Consider the following 26452-nt stretch of genomic DNA (forward strand, 5'->3'; position numbering starts at 1 on the left):
CGGATGTGATCTATCCATGTTTCGACCACAGGACGATTTCACGTATTTAATGCCAGTCCATTTTGGAGGTTGCAAATTTGATCCGGAGACGATCATCACGCAAAGAACAACGGCTCTGGGTATCAGTTATGAAACCGATATGGCCCTTCTTGAGCACTATATCCCGGAAGCATTTGAATTACTGGCCCCCCCTGAGGTGCAGGTTACGTTCAGCAAATTTACCGAGATCAACTGGATGCAGGGCGGACAATACAACCTGATCAATGTCGCAGCGCCGGTTCGGTTTCATGGAAAGAAGGATCACCTGGATGGTGCATACTCGCTGGTGGTCTGGGAGAACAAGACCGCACCCATACTCGGAGGACGGGAGCAGACAGGCATTCCCAAGATTTATGCGGATATTGAAGATCTGCACATTGTAAGGCCCCCCCATTACAGCACTACCATAAGTTATGAGGGAAACACCTTTCTCACCATGGACTTTGAAGCCGCCGGACCGATAAACGGAGAGGAACTGGATGAAATCACGTCCCGGTTTGCGTCCATGAACACCCTTGGATGGAGATATATTCCCAAGGTCGGCGCTCCGGGAGCTGAGCTGAGCCAGTTTGTCCTCTACCCCCAGGGCATGAAGGTGGAGATGGCACAGGCAGGAACGGGGGGGAGCCTTGCATGGACTGAACTGACTCCGATGCAAAATCCGGCTCAGTATTACATCATCAGCAGTCTGGCCTCTCTCCCCGTGAAACGCGTTACACAGACGACACTGACTGAGGGGGGGACTACCATCTTCATGCCATGGGTGCGAGGGTCATTGAATGAGGATAGATTGATTAAAACAGGTGATAATGATGAATAATACAGAGTATTACACGGATAAAATCTGTATCGTAACCGGTGCAAACTCCGGCATCGGGTACGCATTAAGTGAAGAACTCTTAAAGCGGGGGGGAGCGATTGTCTACATGGCAGGACGGAGTCAGGAAAAGATTGCCAAAGCTGCCGATCAGCTTTCGGCATACCGGGATCAGATACGTCCGCTCATCGTAGACGTGACACAGCAGGAACAGGTGCAAAACGGTATTGAAGAGACGGCAGCAGAGGCTGGCAGACTGGATCTGTTATTCAACAATGCAGGGGGGGTCGGAGGCACCATCGTTTGAGAATGCCACCCTTGAGGACTGGAAGACGATCATCGATGTCAATCTCTGGAGCGTCATTTACGGGGGGGTGTATGCCGCTGTACCGATCATGCTTAAACAGGGATCCGGCCATATTGTGAACACCGGATCGATAGCAGGCATCGTTCCTCTTCCGTTTCAGGCACTCTACTCTCTTACAAAATACGGTGTCACCGGTCTTACCGAATCTCTGAAATACGAATTTGCGGAAAAAGGGATCCACTTTTCCGTGATCTGTCCTGCCAATATCGCAACTCCGATCTTCAACAAAGCAATTGACGGCAAAGCTACGGTGAACTGAGAATCCCCCCCGACGATGCATATCCTGCCAACAAGGCAGCCTCATTTACTCTGGATCGGGTCGCGGAGCAGAAAGGGATTATCGTCGTACCTGATAATCCAACTACCAATCAATGGAGGAGGTACGTCCTCGGTGAGGCTGAGGCTGAAGAGCAGTTATTACAGATGGCACGTGACCGCAGGGAAGCATACGAAACGGGTGGAACATATTTCTGATAATCTACAATATCACTGATTTTTACGAAAAAGGCAGGCAGAAATCCGGTGAAGATACCCTCACACCTGGCCCGTTGCGTTGTTTCTTTGGTCACAAAAGAGGGGGGGAAAAACCCGGCCCGCGACATCAGATCAGTCAGGGGGGGTCGCTGATCCGGAAGGAGTAACGGAACATACCCAGATTTTGTAGTGGATGTCCCTTCCGGCAAACGGATGGTTTGCATCAACAACCACGGTTGTCCGGGAGACAGAGAGAATCGTCACATTCGCTTCACGACCTCTGGGCAATTTCATGGGAAGAACGGTTCCCGGTTCCGGGATTGTATTCGTCGGCAGCTTTTTCCGACTGATCTTTAAGACCAGTGCTTTATTGTAGATGCCGTAGGCCTCCTTTGCCTTCAGATCCACCGTGACTTCATCGTCCGCCCTGCATCCGATCAGTGCCTCCTCAAATCGGGGGGGATTGATCTCTCCTGCACCAATGGTGTATGCCTTCGGCTCTTCCTCATACGTATATTCCAGCATTTCACCGGTCTGTGCGTCAGCAGAGGAAAAATGCAGGGTGACCGTGTCACCCACTGCTATTTGCGGCATCAGATCCTCAGACATCTGCAGGATTTATTGAAACAAGTTCAATATCAAAATTCAGTGTTTTCCCTGCCATAGGGTGGTTGGTATCAACGGTTACGTCAGATGCATTGACGGCAGTGACTGTGAACTTAATAAATCCCTGGTCCGTGAGTGAGGAATAGGTCTCGCCAACTTCCGGTGTGGTATTTTCTGCAAATATCGTTCTGTTCACCGTCATAACAAGATCTTCCCTCCATTCTCCATATGCTTCGTCAGGGGACAATCTCACGGTTTTTTGTCACCGACAGCCATTCCCACGACTGCGGCGTCAAAACCGGGGGGGATCATCTGGCCCGCACCGACAACAAACTCAAGGGGGCTGTCCCCCCCGTTCATAGGATGAGTCAAAGACCTCTCCGTCGTCATATGTTCCGGTATAGTTCACCTGTACGGTGTCACCGGCAGTTGCGACTGCTGCTGTCTGCGACTGAGTACATCCTGCGGCAAAAATACATAACAGAAGAAGACAGAGCATCCCTGCCATTCCGTTCGATAAACGTTTCTTCATATAGTAATAGAAATCACGATGCTCATAATTCAATCTTACGCCAAAAACGGGTATATGATATTATCAGTCTGATAAATCCGGCACATCACCGGGATTTAACAGTATCAAATTATCTTCACGAGACAGGCCGATTGCTGCAACCGCACCGATTTTTCCGTTTCCCCCCCAAAGAGACGGATCTGCTCGGCATCCGCCACAGTCTCTGCCATCTCTGCGGTTACAACCTGTGCACGCGCTGCCAGACCAAAACCACGAAGGGATTCTGAAATAACAAATCCCTTCTTCACCGCAATGCCCCCCCACTCCTTCGATAACGATTCGGTTTCAATAAACCGCACCGCACGTTCGATGACATGATCGACGGCGTCAGGGTTCAAGGCAATCTCAATAAAGCTGCAGGAATTTCCCGCGGTACATGCATCCAAATAGGGGGGGTAGAGCATCGCAACGGCATGACCAACCGGGATTACCTCGCGCATCTTGCCCAGATACTGAAGCAGGCCGAGGGCAAGGGCGAACGTGGCACCACCCTCAGTGGTATCGGTATCGTCAAGGCCGATGACCAGATGGGTGAGTGCCTGTGATATGACCTCTCCTTCGGTAATCAGACCACTATTCGTCAGGCGTACCTCACAGACACCGACGGCCATCGCCATCATATCGGTCAGGGAATACGCGGGGCCTCCCACACACCGGATCGTCTGGATGATATATTCTCCTTCCCTTCTCACTCCGGTAACGCCGACCGCCGGTTTCGGATAGAGCCCGATCTCTGAAACAGCTGTCCCCAAATGGGCATATTCGACCAGTACTCTGCCGTCTCTTTTGATATCATCGACAACACCCCCCCCGCAAGGCGATGATGATACTCACAGAAAGCAGCACAGCCCGTACTCATACACTGATGATAGATGGCGACCCAGTTCCCGTCTGTCGTCGTAAAGATGCGTCTGCATGAACCGGTCATCATGACATTGGTGGTCACATACTTCGCCGGTGCACGCCCTTTTTTTTCTTCCTTTACCGCGACACATTTTTCCGTCACCAGACGGTTGATCCAGTCCTGAATGGTGCTTCGTGCAATCTCTGTTGCATCGGCGATATCATTGATGGTAAAAAAGCCGTTTTCGAGGGTATACTCCCTCATAATAGCAAGAAGCTCACGACGCTTTTCAATCACGCCTGCCATAACAATCCCGAATGAAAAGCAGGTCTGCGATAACTGCGCTTGCTGTCTCCGATGAACCCGCACCCTTTCCAATCAGGGTGATCTCCCCCCCGGCAAGACTGGTCTCAATAGTTACCGCATTGAGGGTATCACGGACCACAAGAGGATGGGACTTTGGTATAATACTGGGGGGGGAGACGCGGATGATCTCATGGGGGGGTCAATTTCACCAATCAACCTGATGGTCTGGTCCTCACTTTCCGCAAGTGCAATCGCAGAGGTTGTAACCCGGTCAATGCCGATGATATCCACATCTGCGAGACTTTTCTTCATGCCCCACACCGCATTTGCAAGAATGACCAGTTTTATTGCGGCATCGATTCCCTGCACATCATAGGTGGGATCCGCTTCTGCATACCCCCCCAGTTCCCGTGCTTCAAGCAGCGCCTGCTGGTAGGTGAGCCCTTCTTCCGCCATCCGGGTCAGGATATAATTGCAGGTCCCGTTAAATACTCCATAAAGACGGGCGATCTCATTTCCTGCAATGCCATGCTCAATGGTATGCATGAGCGGTATTGCCCCCCCGCATACCGTTGCCTCATAGCGCAGACTGACATGATTGTCTGCTGCAAGCGCACGCAGTTCATCAAATTTCAGAGCAACAGGGCCCTTATTTGAGGTAACAACATGTTTGCCGCATGCAAGTGCCTGTCGGATATACCCAACGCCGGTTCACCCGTCTCGGCATTGGTGGGGGGGGATACCTCGACCAGTACATCATACACATCCGAGGATATGATATCGGATGCGGTTACCCCGGGAGTGCCGCACATGCCGGTCTCCTGCTTATCCCTGAGAACCGCCGTGACATCCAGCCCGGCAGCATTGATACTCCCGCTCCGGGAATCTGCCACTGCGGTGACAATGATACCGGTCGTCTTTGCAGCAATAACCTCTGCAATTCCTCTCCCTACCGATCCAAACCCGATGATTGCAATGCGCATCAGTTTCCCTCCAGTGGTTCAATAATTAAAAATCCCTTGTCCCCCCCTGCCACATCACGCAGAATTCCCAGTGCCCGGTTGATATCTGTCAGGCAATCGGATTTAATGGTCATCTTGGCCGATGAAGGTTCATTGATTGCAGGCATCACCATTGAGAGTTCATGCACCTCTGCATACCCTGTCGAATCAATCCGGTCGATAGTGTCACCGATATCCGTGTGAATCAGGTGACCGATAAGAATAACGGACCTGCGTACCAGCAGGCGTTCTTCACCCACCCGCAGAACAGTGATTTCCCGCGTACGAAATTCTGCAAGCAGGGTATCAAGTGAACCTTCCGGGATCTCACACATAATCTGTACATCAAGCAGATCCCCCCCACCGGCTTCAGGGTCCCGTTCGTGAATAACGGAGAGTATATTGCCGCCAATATCTGAAATTGGCTGTATAACAGAGACCAGCTGTCCGGGTGAATCTTTCATTTCCAGTTTCATTGAAACCTGCAATTCCATCTCCCTCTTGCTCTTTTGTTGAACGCCAAAAGGGATAAGCATTATACTATGGGATGGAGACGTGTCTTCAGAGATACCGGTATCTTGGAATTATCCGGGGAGATGCAAATGAACAATAAATGTGTGCGGGTTATTGGCTGTGGCAATCCATTGATGGGAAACGATGCCGTTGGTGTCCGTGTCATTGAAAAGTTGCATGAAACCCATCCTGAGATTGATGTCATTGAGGGTGGTGTGGGTGGACTGGGACTGGTTCCCTGATGGAAGGATATGATCACGTCATCCTTGTTGACGCGACAACAGGATATGGCAGTCATGTTGGAGAGATGCTGGTCTTTACCAAACCTCCGGCCAACGAATTTTTCCCCCCCCTGTCATTATCCGATGTCGGGGGTGCTTGATGCTGTAAACATCGCTGAAGAACTGGGCATCTGTCCGCAGATAACCGTTATCGGTATCGAAGGGGGAGAAATTGTTGAGTTCTCAGCATCAATGAGTCCTGAAATGGAGTGTGCAATAGAGGATGTGTGCACATTCATTCTGAACGAAGTAAAAAAAGAATGATTTATTTTTTAGAACCTGCAGCACCCATAACCACTGGTAATGCGTCCGCAACATCCTGTATCAGTTCAGCAGGAATGCCCATCACCATCAGGTCGTCTGCAATACCGGAAAACTTTCTGGAACCGTCACAGCCCAGGGAAAAGTTAACTTCACCGGACATGTAGGGATAAGCACAGGTGTCTGCGCATACGGACTGTATACCAGACATGCTTGTGTTGATGCGCCCTCCTGTTTTATAGAGCACGGCCTGGGCAATCTTCAGCATGGCGAGAGGCTGTGCCATGATGATGACAACATGGGGGGGATCAAAGGGAGTATTTTCCAGAGGTGCATAGACCGTTGCATAGGTACTGACTTCTTCCCCGCCCGGTGGATGGACATGAGGCACGGAGTCAATCGTTCGCATGCATCCGGACCATGATGCAAATTTGCCCAGTTTGAAATAAAATTCGCCGGATTTTAGGGAAGGTGTCAACTCTTTCAGACCGAGGGCCCATGCGCCGCCCATGCACTGGTGTTTATCTGCACGGGCAAAGAGGATGCTCCCTTCTGTCCGGGCCATTGTGACCATCTTACAGTGACGGGCAACATCCGTGATCTCTTCCACGCCATCCGGAATACCGTCTTCGGTCTTTGCAAACTTCACCGCAACAGGCGAACCGGAGATGCCTGCATTTTTAAACGCATCGGCAATCTCCTGATAATTCAGGTCCATCTTGTTTTCGTCTATCATAAATTCACCATTTATTCAGTTCAGTCTCACATTCACCGGGAGATAGATAAATATTATGTCAATGACAAGAAATGAGGATAAATAATTATAATGTCCTGAGTTTCCGGTCAACCTTTCTAAAAAAATTCTTGTTCACATTGATAAAGAGCGCCGGTTCCGGAGATTCGGTAACCGTAATCAGGGATTTTTCATGCAGTTCTCCTGCATACTGACCGTCTATGACAAGGCTGGCAGGTTTGTCGCTGTCCAGCTGGATGGACAGATTGCGTTCGCTTGAGATGAGGTGGGGGGGACGGGAAGAGAGCATAAACGGGGCCAGAGGAACCAGTAGAAATCCATTTATTTTTGGATCAACAATCGGTCCCCCCCCGGCACTCATGGCATATGCAGTCGACCCGGTGGGTGTACTGATAATCAGTCCGTCTGAACGGAACTCCTCTACTGGAATGCCGTCCACGATGACAGAAAACTGAAGCATTTTTGCCGGACGTTCGGTGACGATCACCGCTTCATTCAATGCACCGTGTATATTCTATCATCCACGGATATCTGCACCCGCATCCGTGATTCCGTCTCAACGGTATCCGGTTTCAACTGTGAAATAAACGCGTAAGCTTCATCGGATTCAAGGTCTGCAAGAAAACCCACCCGGCCAAAGTTGATGCCGACAAGGGGGGGTATCTGCGGTTTCATCGACTGCACCGCATGAAGAACCGATCCGTCTCCGCCGATAACAACGGCAATATCGGCATCCGCATCATCCAGGGGAGTGCTGTGAAACGATTCATTCAGACAGCTTCCATCTTCAAACCAGATTGTATGCCCGTCATCAAGAAATTTCATTCCTATTTCTCGTGCATAATCAACCGCACGGGTTTCATCAGTACGGGGAATAATTTTAATCTTCATTCAGAGTGCTCCAGGCAACTGATAATTTCGTCCTGTAATAGTCCATTCGTTGCAATCAACGCTCTCCCTTCCCTGACATCTCCGGAAAATGCCATGGATTCTCCCATAACTGTAGTTACGCTGCCGCCTGCCTCTTCACATATCAGCATGCCCGCGGCTGCATCCGTATATCTGAGGGTTCCCCGCATATCGACAAAACCATCGATTCTTCCGCATCCGATATAAGCAAGTTCGAGGGCGGAAGCACCGAGGTGGCGCCATCGCCTGATCCGACCTGCAATACGCATAAATGGTCTGGTGTCATCCCTTTTTCCGTAGAGGCTGAGCGTTGCCGTATCAAGGGTAGCAACATCAGACACCCGTATCGGTCTGCCGTCCAGAAAGGCGCCGTGATGTTTTTCTGCGGTAAAGACTTCGTGATGCCCGAGATTGCTGATATATGCAGCCGTGACTGCTCCATTCTGCATGTATGCTGCAGAGATTGCATAATAGGGAATTCCATGAATGGCATTGTAGGTGCCGTCTATCGGGTCCAGAATAATGAGACCATCCGCATCAGAGATGCGGCATCTTCCCGCCTCTTCACTTATAACCTCACCACATGCCTCCGCGTCACGCAGACAGGAAAGAATGACATCCTCTGCAATTTTATCAATTGCTTTTGTTGGAGAACCGTCCGCTCCCATATCGACAATCACTCCGGCATCCGGTGTACCTGTCATATCTCCGATTGCATCCGACACTGCTGAAGTGATCTCATCGAATAGTGAAAAAAACTCATATCTGAACCTACAATGCGTGCACATTACCATTGTATTTATTTAATTTTACCGAGATATGTATTGCGAGATTGATCATCATGAGTAAACAGCAGACCGAAATAGGAAAACTGAAAGAAGGCAGATATGTAGTTGTTGATGATGAACCCTGCAAGATTCTTTCCATTTCAACATCAAAACCCGGAAAACATGGCGCTGCAAAGTCCAGAATTGACGTCGTCGGCATCTTTGACGGAATTAAGCGTTCGATTGTTCAGCCGGTATCCGCAAAGACCTATGTGCCCATTGTAGAACGTAAAAGCGCGCAGGTAATCTCTATTGCAGGCAATACGATCCAGTTCATGGATGTCAAGGATTACGAGATGTTTGAACTTGATGTTACCGATGTTCAGCTGAAAAGCATTGAAGCAGGAGCAGAAGTTCCAATCATTGCATCACTTGGCAAGCGAAAACTTGATATCTAAACCTGATATCCAAAATGCAATATTTTAATAGCAATCTTTTTGCGGATGCCGATACCCCCCCTATGATGATGCCCGGTATGTCATCTTCGGGGGGGTGCCGTATGATGGCACAACATCATATGTGGCGGGTACACGCCACGGTCCTGACGCAATACGTAAAGTAAGTTATAATTTTGAACAGTATCTCCCTGAACATGGGTATACCCTTAGTGAAGCAAAAATTCATGATCTTGGAAATCTGGAAATCCCATCGCTTCCTGAGGATGTCATTGCTGCAGTTGAAGAAATAACTGCTCAGATTGCAGCAGACGGAAAAATTCCGATTGTTCTGGGAGGAGAACATAGTATAACCCTTGGTTCCTACCGGCCGTATCTGTCTGAATGTTTTGTGGTCTGTGACGCCCATCTTGATCTGAGAGAAGAGTTTGGGGATACTTTGTATAACCATGCATGCATCACGCGCAGAATTTCAGAAGCAGGGGGGGCAAAGGAGATATTCATTATTGGTGCACGCAGCGGAACGGAAGAGGAGTATGCGTTCGCAGAAAATCTGAATCTGTATTCTGCTGATTGCGTCAGAGAACGGGGAATTACCGCCATTCTTGATGAAATCGTTGAAAAGATTGCAGGACGAAGTGTGTATCTTTCCATCGATGCCGACGCAATAGACTGTTGTCTTACCCCCCCGGTCTTGGCACCCCCCCGGAACCCTTTGGTATTACTCATTTTGACATCCGGGACGTAATCCGAAGAATCGGCCCTCTCGCAGAGGCGTTTGATTACATGGAAGTATGTCCCATTGACGCAGGCCAGACGGCGGCTGTCGCAGCAAAACTCATCCGGGAATTTATTGCAGTGCACCGGATAAAAAATCAGGAATAATCGGAACGAATCTAAAAATAATGGGGAATCTTCAGGAATCACTCTTGGGAACCATTATTTTTATCGTATATGATTTCAGCAGTTCTTCTTTGATGACAAAATAAAAACTGCCCGCATCATATCGTTCGATGACCCAGAGGTCCTGGACCTCCGAATCCTGAATAGTACGGGGGGGCCCTCAGTGGCTGAATTGAATACCTGATAATCCGATCTGTCCTCTGCATTTCGTATCTGTAATTCAAGGAACGACTGAATTGGGCTGTCCGTCCAGGTATCAAAGGTGATATGCATCTCCCAGTATCCTGAGGGGGGGATGGTGAGAACTTCTGTTACCCCACTCGCTTCGCCCTGAATAATTGCATATGGAGTCATATTATGATTCTGCTGGTATTGAGTTGGTTGCGGACCGATGACCGGCTGTTTGGGTATTTCAATATTGTATGTCGATGGGTCCACATAACTCACCGTCTTCACCTCTCCGTCCCAGGTAGGTGTGGGCAGCGGCGTCTCTGTTGCGCGGGGGGGTAACGGTGTGGGCAGAATAGAGGGGATGGGCAGTGGTGCATTTGGATCGACAGAAGGTTCTGATGAAGGCAGAATCGATATTGGCTCCCCCATGAGTAGCGGTTTTCCAATAAGGGCAACAACAATGACAATGGCAATTGCTGCTCCGAAAAATGCGAGATCCTTCTTGTCCATATTAAGGTTATTGACATCTGTAGATTAAAAAGATTGTATTTTGGAATGCGAAGATGCGTTGTCTGAAGTCAAAATTCCGATTCAGCCATACAATCAAAGCTACAAAGGATCTCTGATTCAATATGCCCGTATCAGATAAAGAATCATTATCAGGGGGGGTCGATGGATAGAGACATTCGTTTTTTGATTGGGTTCTGGATCCACAGGGCAGGCATCAGGCATTCTTCCGCATTTCTCTTGATTCTCCAAAAGAAAACACCGGAAGTTTTGATAGATTCTGCAACGTCATATGATGAGGTTTTCAGTCCGGGAATCTCTATACACAATTTGTAGTTCATTAAATCCGGATGGATATTGTCGGATTGATAGGCAAATAGGTTTTGCAAACATTGTGTTTATTTATACAACCCCCCCATGAAAAAACGGCAAATTGCCCTGCACTATACACAACGCATATATATTAGTTGGGCGAGATATACATTGTTATCATCAAACGGATGATTACAATAATAGAGGCAGAACAATGAAACAAATAATGAACAAAGAGGAAGGATTTACCGGCCTTGAGGCAGCAATTGTGCTTATCGCATTCGTTGTCGTTGCAGCAGTGTTCTCATATGTTGTATTGGGCGCTGGTTTCTTCACTACACAGAAATCACAGGAAGTTGTCTATACCAGTGTTGAAATGGCATCATCCAGTCTTGAAGTTATTGGCGATGTGTATGGTCTGAATACAACTGATCCAAACAATGTCGATACCATCCGCGCTACCTTTGGTCTTTCTGCTGGTGGGTCACCTGTTGATTTCTCCACCGTACAGCTAGTGTTTGCAACCACTGAAAGTGTTGTAATCCTAAATAACACTACACCAATGACTGGAGGCACCTTAGCGGCAGGAAACTGGACTATTATCAATGGTGCTACTGAAGGGGGGGATCTGCTTCTGGAAGGACAGGACAAATTTACTGTTCTTGCTATGCCAAAGGATGCACTGACTGAAAACCAGGAATTCAACCTTGAGGTCCGCCCATCTATTGGTGCAGCATTCGGCCTGAAGAGAACCGTTCCTGCAAAGATTAATGCAGTAAATATTCTTTACTAATCTTTTTTTAGACTCATTTTTAAACAGAAACCTGTTTGGGGGGGTATTGCCTGTTTGAAGTCTATCTCCGAAGGGTGTTCCATTCATTTCCCTACACGATATGCTCTTGGAAAACAGAGGACAAATTTACCTTCTTGCCATTGAAGAACAGGGCATTCGATATTGGGGGGGTCTGCCTGTCTGCAGGTGTGGAATATGATCTGAAATTAATCATTCCTGCAAGGAATACTGGTGAAATTCTTCCGTCCCCCCCATCTGGCGCGGAGTTTTACCTTGGGACGAAGTGGATAAGTATTCGGTCTTTAGAAATTTCCAACATATGCTGAATTTGTTAGGTAAATATGATAGGCAAGACCGCAATTCAGTGGGACATTACCTCATTTTTATGCTCGAAATAGCTCGAAATGTGATACCGGTTACGCAATTATTATATAGTGAAGAGTGAAAAAATAAATTGTTATCATCCGATGGATGAACGACAGAAAGGAGGTAAAAATGAAACAAATCATGAACAGAGAAGAAGGGTTTACTGGCCTTGAGGCCGCAATTGTGCTCATTGCATTTGTTGTGGTCGCGGCAGTGTTCTCATACGTTGTCTTGGGTGCTGGTTTCTTCACCACTCAGAAATCTCAGGAAGTTGTCTATACCAGTGTCGAGATGGCATCATCCAGTCTTGAAGTTATTGGCGATGTGTACGGTCTGAATACAACTGATCCAAACAATGTCGATACCATCCGCGCTACCTTTGGTCTTTCTGCTGGTGGGTCACCGGTTGATTTCTCCACCGTACAGATGGTGTTTGCAACCACTGATAGTGTTGTAATCCTAAATAACACTACACCGATGGTTAGTACTACAGGCACCTTATCCGAAACAGGAAACTGGACTATTATAAATGGTGCCACTGATGATGATCTGCTTCTGGAAGGACAGGACAAATTTACGATTCTTGCTATGCCAAAGACAGCACTGAATGAAAACGAGCAGTTCAATCTTGAAGTTCGCCCATCTGTCGGTGCAGCATTTGGTCTGAAGAGAACCGTTCCTGCAAAGATTAATGCGGTAAACATTCTCTACTAATCTTTTTTTATTTCATTATCACAAAAGAAACCCGTTCGGGGGGGATATTATCCGTTTGAAACATATCTCCTGAGACGGTGCCAATCATTCTCGTATGGCAAAGCCATTTATACTTTCATTCAGTAAGGCTCTGAATGGTCTGACTCTCTCGCGCAGTTGTGAGAGAATGTGAACATTCGGGGGAAAGAATGAAACAAATATTATCTACAGAGGAGGGGTTCACCGGCCTTGAAGCCGCGATTGTGCTCATTGCATTTGTTGTCGTCGCAGCGGTCTTCTCATATGTTGTCCTGAGTGCCGGTTTTTTTGCTACACAGGAATCTCAGGAAGCAGTTTATACCAGTGTTAAGATGGCCTCATCCAGTCTTGAAGTCATTGGTGATGTGTATGGCCTTGATTCAGATGATGATAACGATATTGAAGCAATCAGATTTACACTTGGACTTTCCGCCGGAGGTACACCCGTTGATTTTAGCACCGTCCAGATGGTATTTGCCACTTCATCCGTAATCGAAATAATCCCGGGAACCGATCCTCTTAATGCAGCTGCAGCCAGTGCAGGTGAATGGAACATCACCGATGGTGCATCAGATACGGATCTCCTCCTTGAAGGGGGGGAAGACAAATTCACTATTATTGCGATGCCAACAACAGCGCTGGGAACAAATGTTCAATTCAACCTGGAAATCCATCCGTCAACGGGTGCGGCATTCGGCCTGAAAAAAACCACCCCATCAAAGATTGACAGGGTCAACCTGATTTACTAAGTATTAATCATTTTTACAATTCCATACATTCTGCAACAATCATTATATATGCGATTTTCAATTCAAATTTATGTAACCAAGGAATATACGCCGGAAAGAGTTCATAAAAAAGGAAAATCGGGATTATCTCCATTAGTCCATATTATAAACGCATATATAGTATACTATTAAAACAACTAATGTTATGGCAATAAATCAATCGCAGGTGGATCAAATAATCAGTTCAGCCTCTGTTGACGATCCTGAGGTCAAACTGCAGAACCTCCAGGATGAGGTTGATTTTATTAAAAAATCCATAAAAAAACTGTTGATTGACATCCGGGAACGCATGAATGAAATGGAAAATCCATTTATCATTACTGCGCTTCAGGCGTCCCAGGAGGCAGCAGGCCCTTTCAATGCATTGCCGGATGAAGATATGGATAACATAACGGGGGGGATGCCAGACGAATCTGCTGAAAAAACATCCCAAAATACAAATCCTGAACCTTCCGATGCCTGTGATTCTCAAATGCAGCCATCTGACCAGTGTCCCGATATTCCTGGTTTTGAAGGCAAATCATATGCCGATTTTGTCCAGATGTCAAAAGATAAAGCCCTTCTTCTTTCAATGCAGCAGAAGATGGATGAATTGTCCCCGGATACCAAAGATGTACCATCCGAAAAGTTGCGTCTTCAAAAACTTCACCGCCTATTTGAATGGACCAATAAAATGGTGAAAAAATATGGACATGACCGGCTTGAGATAATGATTGAATCATACCGGACCATGGGATATGTCACCGATGAAGCATATCAGCAGGTCAATGATATTGCCCGCCTGATGCCGGAAACACTCGGAGAATCTGATGAAATCAGTTCAGATGAATTTGTTTCAGAACTCTACGTGCTCAACAGAATTCTCTCGCCCGGCGATTCATCACTGGACCGTGATATGATAGAAGTTCTCATGGATATGAGAATAGGACAGCAGTCGACAGAGGAGTCATCCGGCAAAATGAAGGATAAACTGGAAAAAGATGAATGGATTGACATGCTTGACAGGATCTGATTAATGTCAAGTGAAACATTCACCACTGCAATATTTCTAATAACTGCAATTGTAGCTGCAGCGATATTGGTGAATGCATTCTTCCCGGTTATTTATTCTGCAACCAGTACCTTCACTGAATCATCACAAAATACCGATGAACGTCTGCGGACAGACATCAAGATCGTAAATGCGCACACGGTATCAAACGGTGATTCAAAGATATGGATAAAAAATATCGGATCAACACGCATTGCTGACACGGAAATTTCTTCTTCGGACATATATTTTGGAATTCCCACGGATTTTACCTATATGGTGTATACCACTGAAGAGGCTCCTCCGAAGGGACAATGGACCTTTACCATACGTGAGGATGCCGGAACACCAAATGAATACTGGGATTCAGGTGAAACTCTTGAGATTACGCTTAAAGGAGACGATTCACAATTATCAATCGGGAATTATGCATACTTCCAGTTTGTAGTGCCAAACGGTGTCTCTGTCTCAACCCAGTATACTGTATCATAGGGTGTAGTTATGGGAAGCGCAAATCTGATTACAACTGCAATTGCTCTGGTGCTCCTGATCGTTACTGCATATGTTATCGTAGGGGCAATCATTGCCACATCAGAGATTGTAACCATGTCACAGACGGAACGATTTAGTTTCCAGGAATCAAGGATGCACACATCAATTGATATCTTTAATATTACTGTTTCAAATGAGACACATGTCCTCGATATGATTGTTAATAATAGCGGGAATGAGAAGATCTCGCAGTTTAAGTATGTGGATATATATATTGTTAACTCAGACGCTCAGCCAATACTCATCCCATACACCAAAACACCAGGAACAGAAAATACCTGGAATCTATCTCAGATAACACCTGACATTATTCATCCAAACGAACTCGATCCGGGTGAATCTGCGACAATGACCATCACATACGCTGCAGGAATAACTCCCGTCTGGATAAAAGTCACTACTCCAAACGGGGGGGTCTATGATTCAGCATACATATAATTCATGATCGATTAGGAGGGACAGCAATGAGTAACAGCAATGGATTAGGGGGGGATCTGCTCGGAGGAGATGACAAAAAGATTCTTTCAACGGGATATCCTGATATTGATAAGAAACTGGCCGACGGTCTGCCTCTGGGATCTGACGCTTATTGAAGGGGGGGAAAATGACAGTGGAAAAAGTGTCATTACCCAACAGATCATCTGGGGGGGCGGACTAAAAGGCAGCATGAATGTGGCTCTCTATACTTCAGAAAATACCTCAAAAAGTTTTTTGGGTCAGATGGAATCCATGAGTCTTGATATCGCTGATTACTTTGCATGGGGGGGATATCTCAAGGTTTTTCCCATGCATACTATCGGGTTTGAGTGGGGGGGTGAAAAAGAGATGCAGGGCATCCTAAAGAGAATTATTCAGCACATGCGTGATTCAGATTCTGATGTGATTATTATTGATTCTCTAACCCTGTTGACCGAAGCCACAAATTCAGCAGACCTGCTTGCATTTCTTACCAACTGCAAAACCCTCGTTGATACCGGAAAAACAATACTCATCACCCTCCACACATACGCTTTTCAGGAGGATACCCTCGTCAGAATTCGTTCCATCTGTGATGCTCATCTGATGATGAAACGGGCACTTGTCGGTCAAAAATATATCATGGTCATGGAGGTTGTTAAAATTCGTGGTGCACGGAAGACAACCGGAAATATCGTCTCATTTGAAGTGCATCCTGGTTTTGGCATGAAGATTATTCCGATATCAATGGCACGGGTCTAAAATAATGGGAACATTAAGTGCTTCAGTTAATCTTCCATTCACACCGGAAGAGACGGATGAATCAATATCCTATGATGAAAAGTCCATTGAAGCCAGTGCATTATACCGGATGCTTCCTGCAAACGCCAAAGAATATGTAAAACAGGCCCCCTCATCTCCTTGAATATCTCCATATCTTTCCGGTGAATACCTTTGGTATTCCTCTGTTTTTCTCTGAACTGTCCCGTGACGTAAAAAAATGGAGAACCCGAATATCATCTATCCGGTAAGTGATATGACATTTATTCACATCTTTCCGGATGAAAATGATGTGAGAAATTTCTATATTCCCATTGAACCCTCATTTCTTCATAGTGTCACCGAACTAATGGGTCATGTTGAAAAAAACTTGTGGATTTCATTGACAGTTTTGAAGAAGACCCCCATTACTGATGAAGAACGCATTGAAGTGCTGCGCCGGGTAATGCGGGAAATTACCCATGTCATCGGACCTGATGAGAACATAAAAACACTCACCACAGAGAATGACAGTGAAAAGGGGGGGCTGAAAGAAAAGATTATTGGATTCCTGAATACTGATTTTTCTAAAGAGAAAGAACTGAAGAAAGAACAGAAAAAAGGAAAACTCCCCCCCGATGTTCCCACAACTCCGGAAGGGAAACTCATTCTCACTCAGATGGAATTTAATTCGATAGAATATCTGCTTATTCGTGATAAAGTCCAGATGGGTATTCTTGAACCATTCCTGAACGATCCCTATATTGAAGATATTACCTGTGATGGTGTAGGCCCGATATTTATTGAGCATAAAATTTTTAAAGGGATGAAGTCTGCCATTGAATTCAGGAATTCCAACGAAATTGATGATTTTGTTATCCGTATGGCAGAACGTATCAAACGACCACTTACCTATCGTGACCCCATTGTTGATGCTACCCTGCCTGACGGATCAAGGATTAATATCGTATATGGCACGGAAATCAGCAAACATGGTTCAAACTTTACTATCCGTAAATTCAGCGAAGAACCAGCCAGTATTCTTCAGCTGATTGAATGGAAGACAACTGACTACATGACGGCTGCCTATCTCTGGATCTGTCTGGAGTTTGGCATGTCACTGTTTGTCAGTGGTGAAACGGCATCAGGAAAGACCACCAGCCTGAACGCCATTACCACCTTCCTTGCACCGGAAAATAAGATTGTAACCATTGAAGATACTCCCGAACTGACCGTGCCCCCCCATAAAAACTGGACGCGTGAGGTATCCAAAGGAAAAGGAAGCGGTGAAGGAGAGGGAGGGTCGGTTACCATGTTTGACCTGCTACGTGCGGCTCTGCGACAACGGCCGAACCAGATTCTTGTCGGTGAAATCAGAGGTTCCGAGGGTGCGGTGGCATTTGGTGCAATGCAGACGGGCCACCCGGTGATGAGTACCTTCCACGCTGCTTCCGTTGAAAAACTCATTCAGCGTCTCTGCAGTGACCCGATTAATATTCCTATCAGCCATGTAGATAACCTGAATCTTGTTGTTATTCAGAGTGCAGTACGCAGACCGAACGGAGACATGGTGCGCAGAATGCTTTCTGTCAATGAACTGGTCGGATATGACCCTGAGACCGGTGGTTTTTCCTTTGTTGCAATGTTTGTCTGGAACCCGATTACCGATACGTTTGATTTCCCGGGAAACGGAAGTAGTTTTCTTCTGGAAAATAAAATTGCCACACTCCTTGGACTTCCCGAAGAGCGGAGAGCAGAGATCTATGATGAAGTGACAAAGAGAGCCCGGATGTTAGAGAGACTCCATAAAGCAGGATACATGGGATTCTGGGATCTGTACCATATGATAACCAAGATCAAGAAACAGGGCCTTCTAAAAATTGAGATCTGACACATGTTTGAGTCATTTACCGAAAACATCCGTGAAAAGTCAGGGGGGAAATTACCATTTGAAGATGCCTGGGCGAATCTCAAGGCATTCTTTGCCCAGGTCTCAGAAAACAAAAAAATGGGTTCTGACATTCTTTTCATGGTAACGTATATGGCTTCCATTATCACTGCTGACATATCGAGACCAGAAATTTTTGCGTTCACTGCAACACGAAAAGAGTACATCACCTCAAAGTACATCGCCAAGGTTGAAACATTCGTTAAACGCTGGAATTATAACTATGCAAAAGCTCTCGAAATGGTAGCTGACCGGACGAAAAATCCCATCCTTTCCAGTATGCTGATACGCTACGGGAACTCAATCGGTTCGGGTGTTCCGGATAATGAATTTCTTGTCCTTGAACTGTCTACGGTAAGAATTGTCTACCGAAACCATTTCGAACAGGGCATAGAGATGCTGAAGAAATGGGGGGGGATGCATACATCGCTCTGATGCTTTCAGCGACAATTGTCAGTATCATCATCATGGTCTCAATTGCTATTTATACACCTGATGATTTAGATGCAACACTGAACACTTCGTATCTTCTGACCATCGGTATTGCGGTCTTTGGTATCGGAACAATGTACCACTCAATTCCTGGTGACCAGAAATGCCATGAACTCCCGGGTCAGGGCAGTTATGAACAAAGAATGATACGTAAAATGGAACGATTTATTGTTCCTACGGTGATCATTACCTCTGTTCTGCTCCTCATCGGAGGGTTCAACGCAGGCCTGATTTATTTGATCATTGGAGTTCTGCTTGCACCTCTGGGAATATTCGCCGTCATTGATGACACGAAAATTATTGGACGTGATGCTGACTTTTCCGTATTTATCCGGAGTCTGGGGGGGACGATCATGGGAGGAAAGGGTCTCACCGTACCCTATGCCCTTGCCGAAGTTGATATAAAAACCCTGAAAGTGCTGTACGAATTTATTCAGTCTGTGTATTCCAAACTGAATCTGGGTCTGGATGAAAATCTGGTATGGGAGCGGTTTATCGATGAATCCGGAAGTAATCTCATATCAAAGTATCTCAATATTTTCCGTGACTCAATAAAACTGGGTGGAAATCCTTCAGAGGTTGCACGGGTTGTCAGTACTTCTATGCTTGAACAGACGCTGTTACGCGAAAAACGGGAAATGCTTGCGACAGGATTTATTGTGCTGCTTATTCCCATGCATGTAGCAATGGTTGCAATTTTTATTTTCCTGTATCAGATATTACTTACGATGTCCCATGCGGTAACTGCCGTGATGGCTTCATTTGATCAGGTCAGTGACGCAATGAGCAGTACGACCGCGTCAATGGGGGGTTCGATGTCAGGCATGGTGAATATCTTTGTTAATTTTCCCGAAGATAAAATGGGGGGGACATATATAGCTATTGTTCTGTTAATAATAACTGTTGCGAATATCATGGCAGGAAAGATTGTAAAGGGCGGTGCAAACTATCTGTATTACGCATTTGGAAGTATATTATTCAGCCTCACTGGTATTCTTTTAATCGTGACGCCGTTTATTGTCGAGATGCTGTTCCAGATTCCGATATTCAATGGAGGGGGGGTATAATGAACGAAGTATTACGTCGGTTATTGATGATGGTCGGTATTGTTGCCATCGGGACTTTTCTGATTTTGTCTGATGCATCATTAATGATGACAATGGCTGCATCAGTTGCTTTTGGAATTATTATGATGATGGGCCTTGGGTTATTAAAAGTTGAGGACTTCAAAAAAATTACCCACCCAAGAAGCATTAAAACCGGAAATGCAAAAAAGACTGCGAAAACAGAGAAACCACAACCCAAAAAAGAACGGAAAAACTTCTTTTCCAAAGGGGTATTTTCACGGTTTAAGAAAAATAATCGGAAGAATCAGAAAGATAAAAAGAAAGACCGTTTGGAAAAAGAACCAACCGAAACAAAAAATACCCGGATATCAGCGGGTCTGGCTGCTGCCATCGGTTCATTCAATACCACAATAGCGAAAGCCCGCGATAAAAAACATACCGAAAAACTTGATTCCCTTTTGAATACAGTCATTGATGAACCGATCACATCACCATCTGATGCAAAGGAACCCTCTGATGAAATCGATTCTTTTGACGATGAAGATTTTGGAGACCTTGACTCTCTTGAAATTGAGGGTGAGGAGTTGTCTTTTGATTCTGATATGGATATGTCGGCTACATCTTCATCCCTTCAGAATAATGGTTCGGATGAATTCAATCTGGATAATGAAATAAATTCCATCCTGCTTGCTGCCGGAGATACCCCCCCTGAGGGGGATGACGGGGAATTTGCGATACAGGCCATTGATGATGGACTCGATGAAGATTCATTTATCAATCTCCCGGACGCTGTCTCAGAGACTCAGGACGCTAATCCGAATGATTCGCTGAACGAACTGGAAAATCTCACCGGATTTGAAACAGATAGTTTAGGTGCAGATGAATTTTCTGATTTTGACGCAATTGACCTGGATGAACTGGAGACAGATGATCTCTCCATTGAAACAGATGAGATCATCATTGAAGAAGAGGAAGAGGTTGATGACGGGGCTGTTCTTCCTGATGACAACATAGCGTTGGGAGATACAAAGATCTCCGAAGATGAACAGTCTCATCTTGGGAATACCAATTTCAGCGATCTTGATCTTGATGAAACTGTCTCATTTTCCCGAAAAAATGAATATGACGACATCCTCAGTGTTCTTGAATCTGATATTAAAACGGTTAAAAAGGGACCTGAGCCAAGTATTCTTCGTGATATGAAAGATATTCATGTAGAAGCAAAAGATCTGGTTGGAGAGCTTGAAACAGTGCTCAGTTCACTGGGGGGGGAAAATCCCGGAAAATAACCGAGCAGGATGAGGAGTAAAGAATGAAAACAATTCCAGTTAAATTTGAAGCCGAAGGGAAATGGATATCAGCCAAGATCGGAATCGATGAAACAACCATCCATCTGCCTGAACCAATAAATACACAGATCCCGATAAAATCAATTGATAATGTGCAGCAAAGAAAGAATCTTCTCACCATCTCTGTTGCGGAAAAAGATTACCGAATTGCCACCGTACCCAAAGCACTGGCCATACTCAAACGGGTTATTCTTATGGGGGTGTTCAGGCTATCGCCTCATGGCATTTTTTATGTCTCCTGCCATCAGGGGGCGGGGGGGTGATGGTGAGTGATGCAAAATGGGAAAAAGGTGCAGTTACCGTCCTTAAAACCGGCATATGGTTTGTGAGCCAGAATCATCAGATCTGTATTCCGATAGCAGATGTTTCCGCGATTGAACAGACAAAAAGAGAGGTACAGGGAACTGACAAAGAGGTCGTAAAGATTGATCATGTGGAAAGCGGAGACGTTTCAACAAGTTTTGTGCTCTGTCCCGCAACAACCCTGCAGGTGCTCTATAATTACCTGACTGATGCCACCAAAGATAGTTCACTGGATGGAGAACTTGACCCCCCCTTTCGGGTCAGGTGGCCATGCTGGTCTACAGCGGAATGGACACTCATTCTATTGAAGGAATGCTTGAGAAATCCCAGCGAGATATAGATGCTGTTTATGACAGAATGCTGGGACTGGGACTGGTAGAGGTAGTCCAGACACGCCGTGAGGTAAAACTGACAACAAAAGGTGTCAGGTTTGTGACAGAAGCGGTGAAACCACCCACCCCCCCTCAGTAAATCCCCCCCTATTTTAATCACATTTGTCAAATATAATTTTTTGACAGGTATTATTCCAAAATACCCAATTAAATATATTTATTACATATGTGACAAAACGTTATTAGATTATATATGGGAAGGATTCTGATTGTCGATGATACCCTCTTTATGAGAACACTTCTTAAAAATATCCTGTTTTCCGGGAATCATGATATTGTGGGTGAGGCTGAGAACGGAGAAGACGCAATCCAAAAATATCAATCGCTTCAACCGGATCTTGTGACGATGGATATTGTTATGCCGAAAAAAATGGGATTGAAGCATTAAAAGAAATTATGGCAATTAATCCGGGAGCAAAAGTAATTATGTGCACTGCTGTCGGACAGGAACAGATGGTCAAACTTGCCATCAAAACAGGTGCCAAAGGATACATTGTAAAGCCATTTCAGGCACCTAAGGTGTTGGAAGAAATAAATAACGTATTAAAATCGTAAACAGGTCATTATGCTCAGGGTTCTCATTGTCGATGACTCAGTATTCATCCGGACTGTTTTATCAGACCTACTCAATCGTGCTCCGGATATTGAAGTTATTGGAACGGCATGCAATGGTGTCGAAGCCCTTCCGATGATTACAGAGCTTAAGCCGGATGTAATGACACTTGATATCCAGATGCCCCGGATGGATGGGATTGAAACACTGCGACAGATCAAGAACCTGTCATACAAACCCAAAATTCTGATATTAAGTACGCTGCTTCTCGAGATGCCGAACTGACCTACAAGGCCCTGCGTCTGGGTGCCCATGATTTCATGCTGAAACCGCGCAATATCTCAAAGATGCGGGGGGGTATTGAAAATGAACTGACGGCAAAGCTGAAACAACTGATCAGTATATCAGAACCAAAGAAATGTCTGCCAAATACTGATGTTCCTGCAGAAAATATCATTTTAATCGGTTCATCTGCAGGTGGACCCCCGATGCTGGACCAGATCTTTTCAAATCTAAAAGGAGAACAGAATGCGGCGTTTGTAATTACTCAGCATATGCCCGAAGGATTCACCGCAGCCCTTTCAGAGCGGCTGAACAGAATTTGTCCCATGCCGGTGAAAGAAACAGAAAGTGGCGATATCCTCAACAATGGCAATGTCTACCTCTCAAAGGGAGGGTATCACACGGTCATCTCCCGGCATGTTGATGAAAGGGGGGGCCGTCAGGGTGGACAGATTACACTGACAAAATCAGCTCCGGTTCATGCCGTCCGTCCTGCTGTTGACATTACCTTCTCTTCGGCTGCAAAGGTGTTTGGAAAGAACTGTTTCTCTGTCATTCTCAGTGGGATGGGTAATGATGCAGGAGAAGGGGGGGCACTTGCCATAAAAAATGCAGGAGGCACTACCATTGCTGTTCGGGAAGAAGACTGTCTGGTATATGGGATGGCCAGATCTGCACTAAAGCGAGATTGTATTGACAAAGTCATCCCACTAAACAGAATACACCGTGAAATTATGAAATACATCGCAAATAAGGAATAAATCATGGCTGAAGATGACACATACCGGAAACTCTTTGTTGCTGAATCAATAGAAAACCATGAGAATATTGTAAATAATCTCTTAATTCTTGAAAATGGATCTGATGATACAGCTATTGATGAGATATTCCGGGCAGCGCATACACTGAAAGGAATGTCAGCATCAATGGGATTTGATGAGATGGAAACGCTCTGCCATTCCATGGAAGATGTCTTTCACCTGATTCGAAGTGGTGAGCGCAGTGTCGATAAAGATCTTATTGATATACTTCTTGCATGCACTGACAGAATTGAAGAGATGCTTGACGATATTGAGTCAGGCGGAGATAGCTCCTCTTTAGATTCACGGGAACTGACAGGACAGCTGAAACAACTGATATCAGATGGAAATAATATTCCTGAAGAAGAATCCGACCGGTATTCTCAAAGCGCTACGGATAGTTCGAAGCAACCGGAAAAATATTCCCATCACATCTCTCTTACCGTTGATGAAAACAGTCAGATGAAGGATATCCGTGCGCTTCTTGCCCTTGAAAATCTGAAAGAGATTGGAGAGATCATCTGTTGCAGTCCTGATGCTGAGAAACTGGAATCCTCGGACTCTGATTTCAGCGGCACGCTGAGTCTGTATATTCTTACCGATTCTGATGAAGAGACTATCCGAAATGCAGCGATGGTTTCTGAAATGTCAGATGTCACCGTTGTGCCACGTTCATCGGAACGGGAAGGGGGGGAAGACGAGGTGCAGCTGCCTACAACTGCCGATCCTGATTCTGAAAATAATCGGTATCAGATTTCCATTACGGTTTCAGAAGAGAGTGACATGAGGGATGTGCGGGCACTAATTGCATATCAAAATCTGGCCGATATCGGACATATTATTTCATCCGATCCATCTTTTGAAGATCTTGATGAGGGGGGGAAATTTTCCGGGGGGGTTTTGACCCTCCGCATTCATTCGGATGCCGGACCTGAGGCGTTGCATGCTGCAGCATCAGGTATTGATATTCAAAATGTAGTGGTTGAACCATTTGTACGGGAAGAAGAGATAGAAGATACGGTAGAAGCCGATTTAAATACTATTTCAGGTTCTGATACAAACGATTCTGAAAATAGTGTCGAAAATAACGATGCTGAAATTATTGCCGAAAAAACCCCCCCGAAAAAGTCGAAAAAGAAAGAAGTACAGAATATCAGAGTAGATATTCACCGGCTTGACCAGATGATGAATCTGGTGGAGGACTTGGTCATTACCGGAGGAAGACTCCGACAGATTGCCCATCAGTACAGCAACAAGGAGATGGACGAAGCGCTCAATATGGTCAGCCGTTCTGTTTCCGATCTGCAAAATCTCATGATGAATATCCGGATGATTCCCCCCCTCAGCCAGATATTTAACCGGTTTCCCCCCCGAGTTGTCAGAGATGTTGCGGTGCATGATGGAAAAGAGGTTGAATTCATCATGAGCGGGGGGGCAGAAACCGAACTGGACAGAAGTGTCATAGACGGCCTGGGTGATCCTCTGCTCCATCTGATTCGAAACGCAGTAAACCATGGAATTGAGAGACCTGAAGAACGAATAAAGGCAGGGAAAAATCCGAAAGGGACTGTTGTCCTCTCTGCATGGAGGGAGAAGGGGGGGAATGTTGTTATCCGGCTGAAAGATGATGGCGGCGGTATTTCTCCTGACGTAATCCTTTCAAAAGCCATCGAAAAAGGGCTTGTTGCAGCGGAACAGTCAACCAATCTGACCAAAGAAGAAATAATTAACTTCCTTTTCCAGGCAGGTTTTTCCACCGCAGAAGAGATCACCGACATCAGTGGAAGGGGTGTCGGACTGGATGTCGTGAAAGGTGCCATTGAATCGTTAAAAGGAAAAATCAACGTAGAGAGTGAAGAAGGGAAAGGATCTACCTTTACGCTGGTTCTTCCGCCTACAATGGCAATCATTGAAGTAATGATGGTCAGGATTAACGGGAAACGCTGTGCAATTCCTATTGCTGCTGTCATAGAAGTTGCAAGAATTGACCTTAATGCGCTTACCCGGATCGGAACGAGTGAAGCCATTCCGTTCAGGGGTGAGGTACTTCAGATCCAGCATTTGGGCGAGATGTTTGGAGGAGGAAGTAACAGCGATGTTGTCGTTGTCATACAGTACCAGAATACAAAATGCTGTATCCCGGTTGATATCGTTGAAGGGCAACAGGAAGTTGTTGTCAAACCGTTAAGCAATGTCATTGGATCATGTAAAGGAGTAAGTGGCGTAACGATCCCTGGTGATGGAGATGTTGTTCCCATTCTTGATATCAATTCGATGATATGAATAAAATTATATGAGGTATGATAAAATGGAATTAAATGATCAACAACTGGATATGTTAAAGGAAATGGGAAATATCGGTGCCTCACATGCGGCCACCTCCCTTTCTCAGATGCTGATGAGTGAAATCGAAATGACCGTGCCGGAAGTTGCTGTCATCGACATCTCTCAGGTCAATAAGTACTTTGGTGAAGATGTTTCGGCCATGGTTGTCTTCGAGATACAGGGTGAAATTCAGCCTGCGGGTTATATCGTCTACCATGTCCCGAGATCGTCGGCTATCAGACTTACCAACACGATGCTTGGCTCAACCGATGAAGACCGGGAATTCAATGAGCTTGATGAAAGTGCCATCATTGAGATTGGAAATATTATGATATCCCATTTCCTTGATGCAACAGCAGAACTCCTTGGAGTTGTCATGCTGCCATCACCGCCCATGATGACCATTGATATGGCCCTTGCTGCCTTTGAAAATATTCTTGCGCAGGTGGCAGGAGATATTAATGAAATTATTCTCTTCTCAACAGAACTCAAATCCAAAAATAATGACATCTCCAGTACGATTATTATGCTGCCTGAAGAACAGACTCTCCGGCAGATTCTTGGACTCCTGAACAACCTGATAAACCCGGAGATATAGAGGCGGCAG

The 26452-nt window shown here is 45.7% G+C and carries 26 protein-coding genes and 9 pseudogenes; 24 read left to right on the plus strand and 11 right to left on the minus strand.

The window, feature by feature from the left end:
- Positions 1–49 precede the first annotated feature (49 nt).
- From JCM10550_RS04440 to JCM10550_RS24355, 3 genes are read left to right on the plus strand one after another with little or no spacing between them, the layout of a single operon-like run.
- Complete coding sequence (locus JCM10550_RS04440; RefSeq protein WP_245618726.1) at positions 50–859, plus strand: acetoacetate decarboxylase family protein; 810 nt, start codon at positions 50–52, stop codon at positions 857–859.
- Positions 849–1163, plus strand: coding sequence for an SDR family oxidoreductase (locus JCM10550_RS24350; RefSeq protein WP_281175252.1), 315 nt, complete (start codon positions 849–851; stop codon positions 1161–1163). The genes JCM10550_RS04440 and JCM10550_RS24350 overlap by 11 nt, the downstream gene beginning before the upstream one ends.
- The gene (locus JCM10550_RS24355) at positions 1132–1482 is read left to right on the plus strand and encodes an SDR family oxidoreductase (RefSeq protein WP_281175253.1); all 351 of its coding nucleotides are present in this window, start codon (positions 1132–1134) and stop codon (positions 1480–1482) included. The genes JCM10550_RS24350 and JCM10550_RS24355 overlap by 32 nt, the downstream gene beginning before the upstream one ends.
- Before the next feature lie 347 nt (positions 1483–1829).
- Here the strand turns inward: JCM10550_RS24355 and JCM10550_RS04450 are convergent, their stop codons facing one another.
- From JCM10550_RS04450 to JCM10550_RS04475, 7 genes and pseudogenes are all read right to left on the minus strand, one after another.
- A complete protein-coding gene (locus JCM10550_RS04450) occupies positions 1830–2291 on the minus strand; it encodes a peptidylprolyl isomerase (RefSeq protein ID WP_172673762.1) in 462 nt (153 codons plus the stop codon).
- 7 nt (positions 2292–2298) lie between these two features.
- The gene (locus JCM10550_RS21930; protein WP_157199924.1) at positions 2299–2505 is read right to left on the minus strand and encodes a peptidylprolyl isomerase; all 207 of its coding nucleotides are present in this window, start codon (positions 2503–2505) and stop codon (positions 2299–2301) included.
- A 47-nt stretch (positions 2506–2552) separates the two neighbouring features.
- A complete protein-coding gene (locus JCM10550_RS21935; RefSeq protein ID WP_245618727.1) occupies positions 2553–2663 on the minus strand; it encodes an FKBP-type peptidyl-prolyl cis-trans isomerase in 111 nt (36 codons plus the stop codon).
- The gene (locus JCM10550_RS21940; RefSeq protein ID WP_245618728.1) at positions 2638–2835 is read right to left on the minus strand and encodes an FKBP-type peptidyl-prolyl cis-trans isomerase; all 198 of its coding nucleotides are present in this window, start codon (positions 2833–2835) and stop codon (positions 2638–2640) included. Before JCM10550_RS21940 ends, JCM10550_RS21935 begins: the two co-directional genes overlap by 26 nt.
- Positions 2836–2898: 63 nt before the next feature.
- Positions 2899–4024 (minus strand): annotated as a pseudogene (locus JCM10550_RS04465) (sugar-specific transcriptional regulator TrmB).
- Positions 4008–5007 (minus strand): annotated as a pseudogene (locus JCM10550_RS24360) (homoserine dehydrogenase). The pseudogenes JCM10550_RS04465 and JCM10550_RS24360 overlap by 17 nt, the downstream one beginning before the upstream one ends.
- Complete coding sequence (locus tag JCM10550_RS04475; protein ID WP_245618730.1) at positions 5007–5519, minus strand: amino acid-binding protein; 513 nt, start codon at positions 5517–5519, stop codon at positions 5007–5009. The pseudogene JCM10550_RS24360 and the gene JCM10550_RS04475 overlap by 1 nt, the downstream one beginning before the upstream one ends.
- Before the next feature lie 108 nt (positions 5520–5627).
- On the opposite strand from JCM10550_RS04475, the gene JCM10550_RS04480 reads away from it, so the two are divergent.
- Genes JCM10550_RS04480 through JCM10550_RS18155 form a run of 3 tightly spaced genes read left to right on the plus strand, consistent with a single transcriptional unit; the run spans position 5628 to position 6083 of the window.
- Positions 5628–5780: a hypothetical protein gene (locus JCM10550_RS04480; RefSeq protein ID WP_157199925.1), complete on the plus strand. Its 153-nt coding sequence runs from the start codon at positions 5628–5630 to the stop codon at positions 5778–5780.
- Positions 5780–5920: a hypothetical protein gene (locus JCM10550_RS18150; protein WP_157199926.1), complete on the plus strand. Its 141-nt coding sequence runs from the start codon at positions 5780–5782 to the stop codon at positions 5918–5920. The genes JCM10550_RS04480 and JCM10550_RS18150 overlap by 1 nt, the downstream gene beginning before the upstream one ends.
- Complete coding sequence (locus JCM10550_RS18155; protein WP_157199927.1) at positions 5913–6083, plus strand: hypothetical protein; 171 nt, start codon at positions 5913–5915, stop codon at positions 6081–6083. The genes JCM10550_RS18150 and JCM10550_RS18155 overlap by 8 nt, the downstream gene beginning before the upstream one ends.
- A gap of 1 nt (position 6084) precedes the next feature.
- Here JCM10550_RS18155 and JCM10550_RS04485 read toward each other — a convergent pair whose 3' ends face one another.
- From JCM10550_RS04485 to JCM10550_RS04495, 3 genes and pseudogenes are all read right to left on the minus strand, one after another.
- The gene (locus JCM10550_RS04485; protein WP_062397282.1) at positions 6085–6816 is read right to left on the minus strand and encodes a DUF169 domain-containing protein; all 732 of its coding nucleotides are present in this window, start codon (positions 6814–6816) and stop codon (positions 6085–6087) included.
- Between the two features lie 85 nt (positions 6817–6901).
- Positions 6902–7725: pseudogene (locus JCM10550_RS04490) on the minus strand (NAD(+)/NADH kinase).
- The gene (locus JCM10550_RS04495; RefSeq protein WP_062397283.1) at positions 7722–8531 is read right to left on the minus strand and encodes a bifunctional fructose-bisphosphatase/inositol-phosphate phosphatase; all 810 of its coding nucleotides are present in this window, start codon (positions 8529–8531) and stop codon (positions 7722–7724) included. The pseudogene JCM10550_RS04490 and the gene JCM10550_RS04495 overlap by 4 nt, the downstream one beginning before the upstream one ends.
- Positions 8532–8584: 53 nt before the next feature.
- Here JCM10550_RS04495 and JCM10550_RS04500 point away from each other — a divergent pair, with 53 nt between their 5' ends.
- The 3 genes from JCM10550_RS04500 (at position 8585) to JCM10550_RS24365 (ending at position 9850) form a co-directional block, all read left to right on the plus strand.
- The gene (locus JCM10550_RS04500) at positions 8585–8968 is read left to right on the plus strand and encodes a translation initiation factor IF-5A (RefSeq protein WP_062397338.1); all 384 of its coding nucleotides are present in this window, start codon (positions 8585–8587) and stop codon (positions 8966–8968) included.
- A 94-nt stretch (positions 8969–9062) separates the two neighbouring features.
- A complete protein-coding gene (locus JCM10550_RS04505) occupies positions 9063–9713 on the plus strand; it encodes an arginase family protein (RefSeq protein WP_281175254.1) in 651 nt (216 codons plus the stop codon).
- Positions 9641–9850 carry an arginase family protein gene (locus JCM10550_RS24365; protein ID WP_281175255.1) on the plus strand — a complete coding sequence of 70 codons (210 nt, stop codon included), beginning with the start codon at positions 9641–9643 and terminating at the stop codon, positions 9848–9850. The genes JCM10550_RS04505 and JCM10550_RS24365 overlap by 73 nt, the downstream gene beginning before the upstream one ends.
- 75 nt (positions 9851–9925) lie before the next feature.
- On the opposite strand, the gene JCM10550_RS04510 is transcribed toward JCM10550_RS24365, so the two are convergent.
- Positions 9926–10549: a hypothetical protein gene (locus JCM10550_RS04510; RefSeq protein WP_062397284.1), complete on the minus strand. Its 624-nt coding sequence runs from the start codon at positions 10547–10549 to the stop codon at positions 9926–9928.
- Between the two features lie 535 nt (positions 10550–11084).
- On the opposite strand from JCM10550_RS04510, the gene JCM10550_RS04520 reads away from it, so the two are divergent.
- The 15 genes and pseudogenes from JCM10550_RS04520 (at position 11085) to JCM10550_RS04590 (ending at position 26443) form a co-directional block, all read left to right on the plus strand.
- Complete coding sequence (locus JCM10550_RS04520) at positions 11085–11651, plus strand: archaellin/type IV pilin N-terminal domain-containing protein (RefSeq protein WP_245618732.1); 567 nt, start codon at positions 11085–11087, stop codon at positions 11649–11651.
- 495 nt (positions 11652–12146) lie between these two features.
- Positions 12147–12731 carry an archaellin/type IV pilin N-terminal domain-containing protein gene (locus tag JCM10550_RS04525; RefSeq protein WP_062397340.1) on the plus strand — a complete coding sequence of 195 codons (585 nt, stop codon included), beginning with the start codon at positions 12147–12149 and terminating at the stop codon, positions 12729–12731.
- A 188-nt stretch (positions 12732–12919) separates the two neighbouring features.
- Complete coding sequence (locus tag JCM10550_RS04530) at positions 12920–13498, plus strand: archaellin/type IV pilin N-terminal domain-containing protein (protein ID WP_062397287.1); 579 nt, start codon at positions 12920–12922, stop codon at positions 13496–13498.
- Between the two features lie 184 nt (positions 13499–13682).
- Positions 13683–14549: a FlaD/FlaE family flagellar protein gene (locus JCM10550_RS04535; RefSeq protein ID WP_083475298.1), complete on the plus strand. Its 867-nt coding sequence runs from the start codon at positions 13683–13685 to the stop codon at positions 14547–14549.
- Between the two features lie 3 nt (positions 14550–14552).
- On the plus strand, positions 14553–15059 hold the full coding sequence (locus tag JCM10550_RS04540; protein ID WP_062397291.1) for a flagellin: 507 nt from the start codon (positions 14553–14555) through the stop codon (positions 15057–15059).
- 9 nt (positions 15060–15068) lie between these two features.
- The gene (locus JCM10550_RS04545; RefSeq protein ID WP_062397292.1) at positions 15069–15557 is read left to right on the plus strand and encodes a hypothetical protein; all 489 of its coding nucleotides are present in this window, start codon (positions 15069–15071) and stop codon (positions 15555–15557) included.
- Between the two features lie 26 nt (positions 15558–15583).
- Positions 15584–16337, plus strand: a pseudogene (locus JCM10550_RS04550) (ATPase domain-containing protein).
- 4 nt (positions 16338–16341) lie between these two features.
- Positions 16342–18225 (plus strand): annotated as a pseudogene (locus tag JCM10550_RS04555) (type II/IV secretion system ATPase subunit).
- 3 nt (positions 18226–18228) lie between these two features.
- Positions 18229–19841, plus strand: a pseudogene (gene flaJ, locus JCM10550_RS04560) (archaellar assembly protein FlaJ).
- Positions 19841–21130 carry a hypothetical protein gene (locus JCM10550_RS04565; RefSeq protein ID WP_157199928.1) on the plus strand — a complete coding sequence of 430 codons (1290 nt, stop codon included), beginning with the start codon at positions 19841–19843 and terminating at the stop codon, positions 21128–21130. The pseudogene flaJ and the gene JCM10550_RS04565 overlap by 1 nt, the downstream one beginning before the upstream one ends.
- Positions 21131–21153: 23 nt before the next feature.
- Positions 21154–21964, plus strand: a pseudogene (locus JCM10550_RS04570) (CheF family chemotaxis protein).
- A gap of 114 nt (positions 21965–22078) precedes the next feature.
- A pseudogene (locus JCM10550_RS04575) lies at positions 22079–22440 on the plus strand (response regulator).
- Between the two features lie 10 nt (positions 22441–22450).
- Positions 22451–23481 (plus strand): annotated as a pseudogene (gene cheB / locus JCM10550_RS04580) (chemotaxis-specific protein-glutamate methyltransferase CheB).
- Positions 23482–23484: 3 nt separating this feature from the next.
- Positions 23485–25803 carry a chemotaxis protein CheA gene (locus JCM10550_RS04585; RefSeq protein WP_062397296.1) on the plus strand — a complete coding sequence of 773 codons (2319 nt, stop codon included), beginning with the start codon at positions 23485–23487 and terminating at the stop codon, positions 25801–25803.
- A gap of 25 nt (positions 25804–25828) precedes the next feature.
- Positions 25829–26443 carry a chemotaxis protein CheC gene (locus JCM10550_RS04590; protein WP_062397342.1) on the plus strand — a complete coding sequence of 205 codons (615 nt, stop codon included), beginning with the start codon at positions 25829–25831 and terminating at the stop codon, positions 26441–26443.
- Positions 26444–26452: the final 9 nt, after the last annotated feature.

The organism is Methanogenium cariaci JCM 10550 (assembly GCF_001315945.1).
In the GTDB taxonomy this organism is placed as follows: Archaea; Halobacteriota; Methanomicrobia; order Methanomicrobiales; family Methanomicrobiaceae; genus Methanogenium; species Methanogenium cariaci.

Bases quoted from the DNA above. Each gene is read 5' to 3' on its own strand.
- JCM10550_RS04440 (WP_245618726.1), top strand. From the start codon at position 50: ATGCCAGTCCATTTTGGAGGTTGCAAATTTGATCCGGAGACGATCATC.
- JCM10550_RS24350 (WP_281175252.1), top strand. From the start codon at position 849: ATGATGAATAATACAGAGTATTACACGGATAAAATCTGTATCGTAACC.
- JCM10550_RS24355 (WP_281175253.1), top strand. From the start codon at position 1,132: ATGCAGGGGGGGTCGGAGGCACCATCGTTTGAGAATGCCACCCTTGAG.
- JCM10550_RS04450 (WP_172673762.1), bottom strand. From the start codon at position 2,291: ATGCCGCAAATAGCAGTGGGTGACACGGTCACCCTGCATTTTTCCTCT.
- JCM10550_RS21930 (WP_157199924.1), bottom strand. From the start codon at position 2,505: ATGACGGTGAACAGAACGATATTTGCAGAAAATACCACACCGGAAGTT.
- JCM10550_RS21935 (WP_245618727.1), bottom strand. From the start codon at position 2,663: ATGAACGGGGGGGACAGCCCCCTTGAGTTTGTTGTCGGTGCGGGCCAG.
- JCM10550_RS21940 (WP_245618728.1), bottom strand. From the start codon at position 2,835: ATGAAGAAACGTTTATCGAACGGAATGGCAGGGATGCTCTGTCTTCTT.
- JCM10550_RS04475 (WP_245618730.1), bottom strand. From the start codon at position 5,519: ATGGAATTGCAGGTTTCAATGAAACTGGAAATGAAAGATTCACCCGGA.
- JCM10550_RS04480 (WP_157199925.1), top strand. From the start codon at position 5,628: ATGAACAATAAATGTGTGCGGGTTATTGGCTGTGGCAATCCATTGATG.
- JCM10550_RS18150 (WP_157199926.1), top strand. From the start codon at position 5,780: ATGGAAGGATATGATCACGTCATCCTTGTTGACGCGACAACAGGATAT.
- JCM10550_RS04485 (WP_062397282.1), bottom strand. From the start codon at position 6,816: ATGATAGACGAAAACAAGATGGACCTGAATTATCAGGAGATTGCCGAT.
- JCM10550_RS04495 (WP_062397283.1), bottom strand. From the start codon at position 8,531: ATGTGCACGCATTGTAGGTTCAGATATGAGTTTTTTTCACTATTCGAT.
- JCM10550_RS04500 (WP_062397338.1), top strand. From the start codon at position 8,585: ATGAGTAAACAGCAGACCGAAATAGGAAAACTGAAAGAAGGCAGATAT.
- JCM10550_RS04510 (WP_062397284.1), bottom strand. From the start codon at position 10,549: ATGGACAAGAAGGATCTCGCATTTTTCGGAGCAGCAATTGCCATTGTC.
- JCM10550_RS04520 (WP_245618732.1), top strand. From the start codon at position 11,085: ATGAACAAAGAGGAAGGATTTACCGGCCTTGAGGCAGCAATTGTGCTT.
- JCM10550_RS04525 (WP_062397340.1), top strand. From the start codon at position 12,147: ATGAAACAAATCATGAACAGAGAAGAAGGGTTTACTGGCCTTGAGGCC.
- JCM10550_RS04530 (WP_062397287.1), top strand. From the start codon at position 12,920: ATGAAACAAATATTATCTACAGAGGAGGGGTTCACCGGCCTTGAAGCC.
- JCM10550_RS04535 (WP_083475298.1), top strand. From the start codon at position 13,683: ATGGCAATAAATCAATCGCAGGTGGATCAAATAATCAGTTCAGCCTCT.
- JCM10550_RS04540 (WP_062397291.1), top strand. From the start codon at position 14,553: ATGTCAAGTGAAACATTCACCACTGCAATATTTCTAATAACTGCAATT.
- JCM10550_RS04545 (WP_062397292.1), top strand. From the start codon at position 15,069: ATGGGAAGCGCAAATCTGATTACAACTGCAATTGCTCTGGTGCTCCTG.
- JCM10550_RS04565 (WP_157199928.1), top strand. From the start codon at position 19,841: ATGAACGAAGTATTACGTCGGTTATTGATGATGGTCGGTATTGTTGCC.
- JCM10550_RS04585 (WP_062397296.1), top strand. From the start codon at position 23,485: ATGGCTGAAGATGACACATACCGGAAACTCTTTGTTGCTGAATCAATA.
- JCM10550_RS04590 (WP_062397342.1), top strand. From the start codon at position 25,829: ATGGAATTAAATGATCAACAACTGGATATGTTAAAGGAAATGGGAAAT.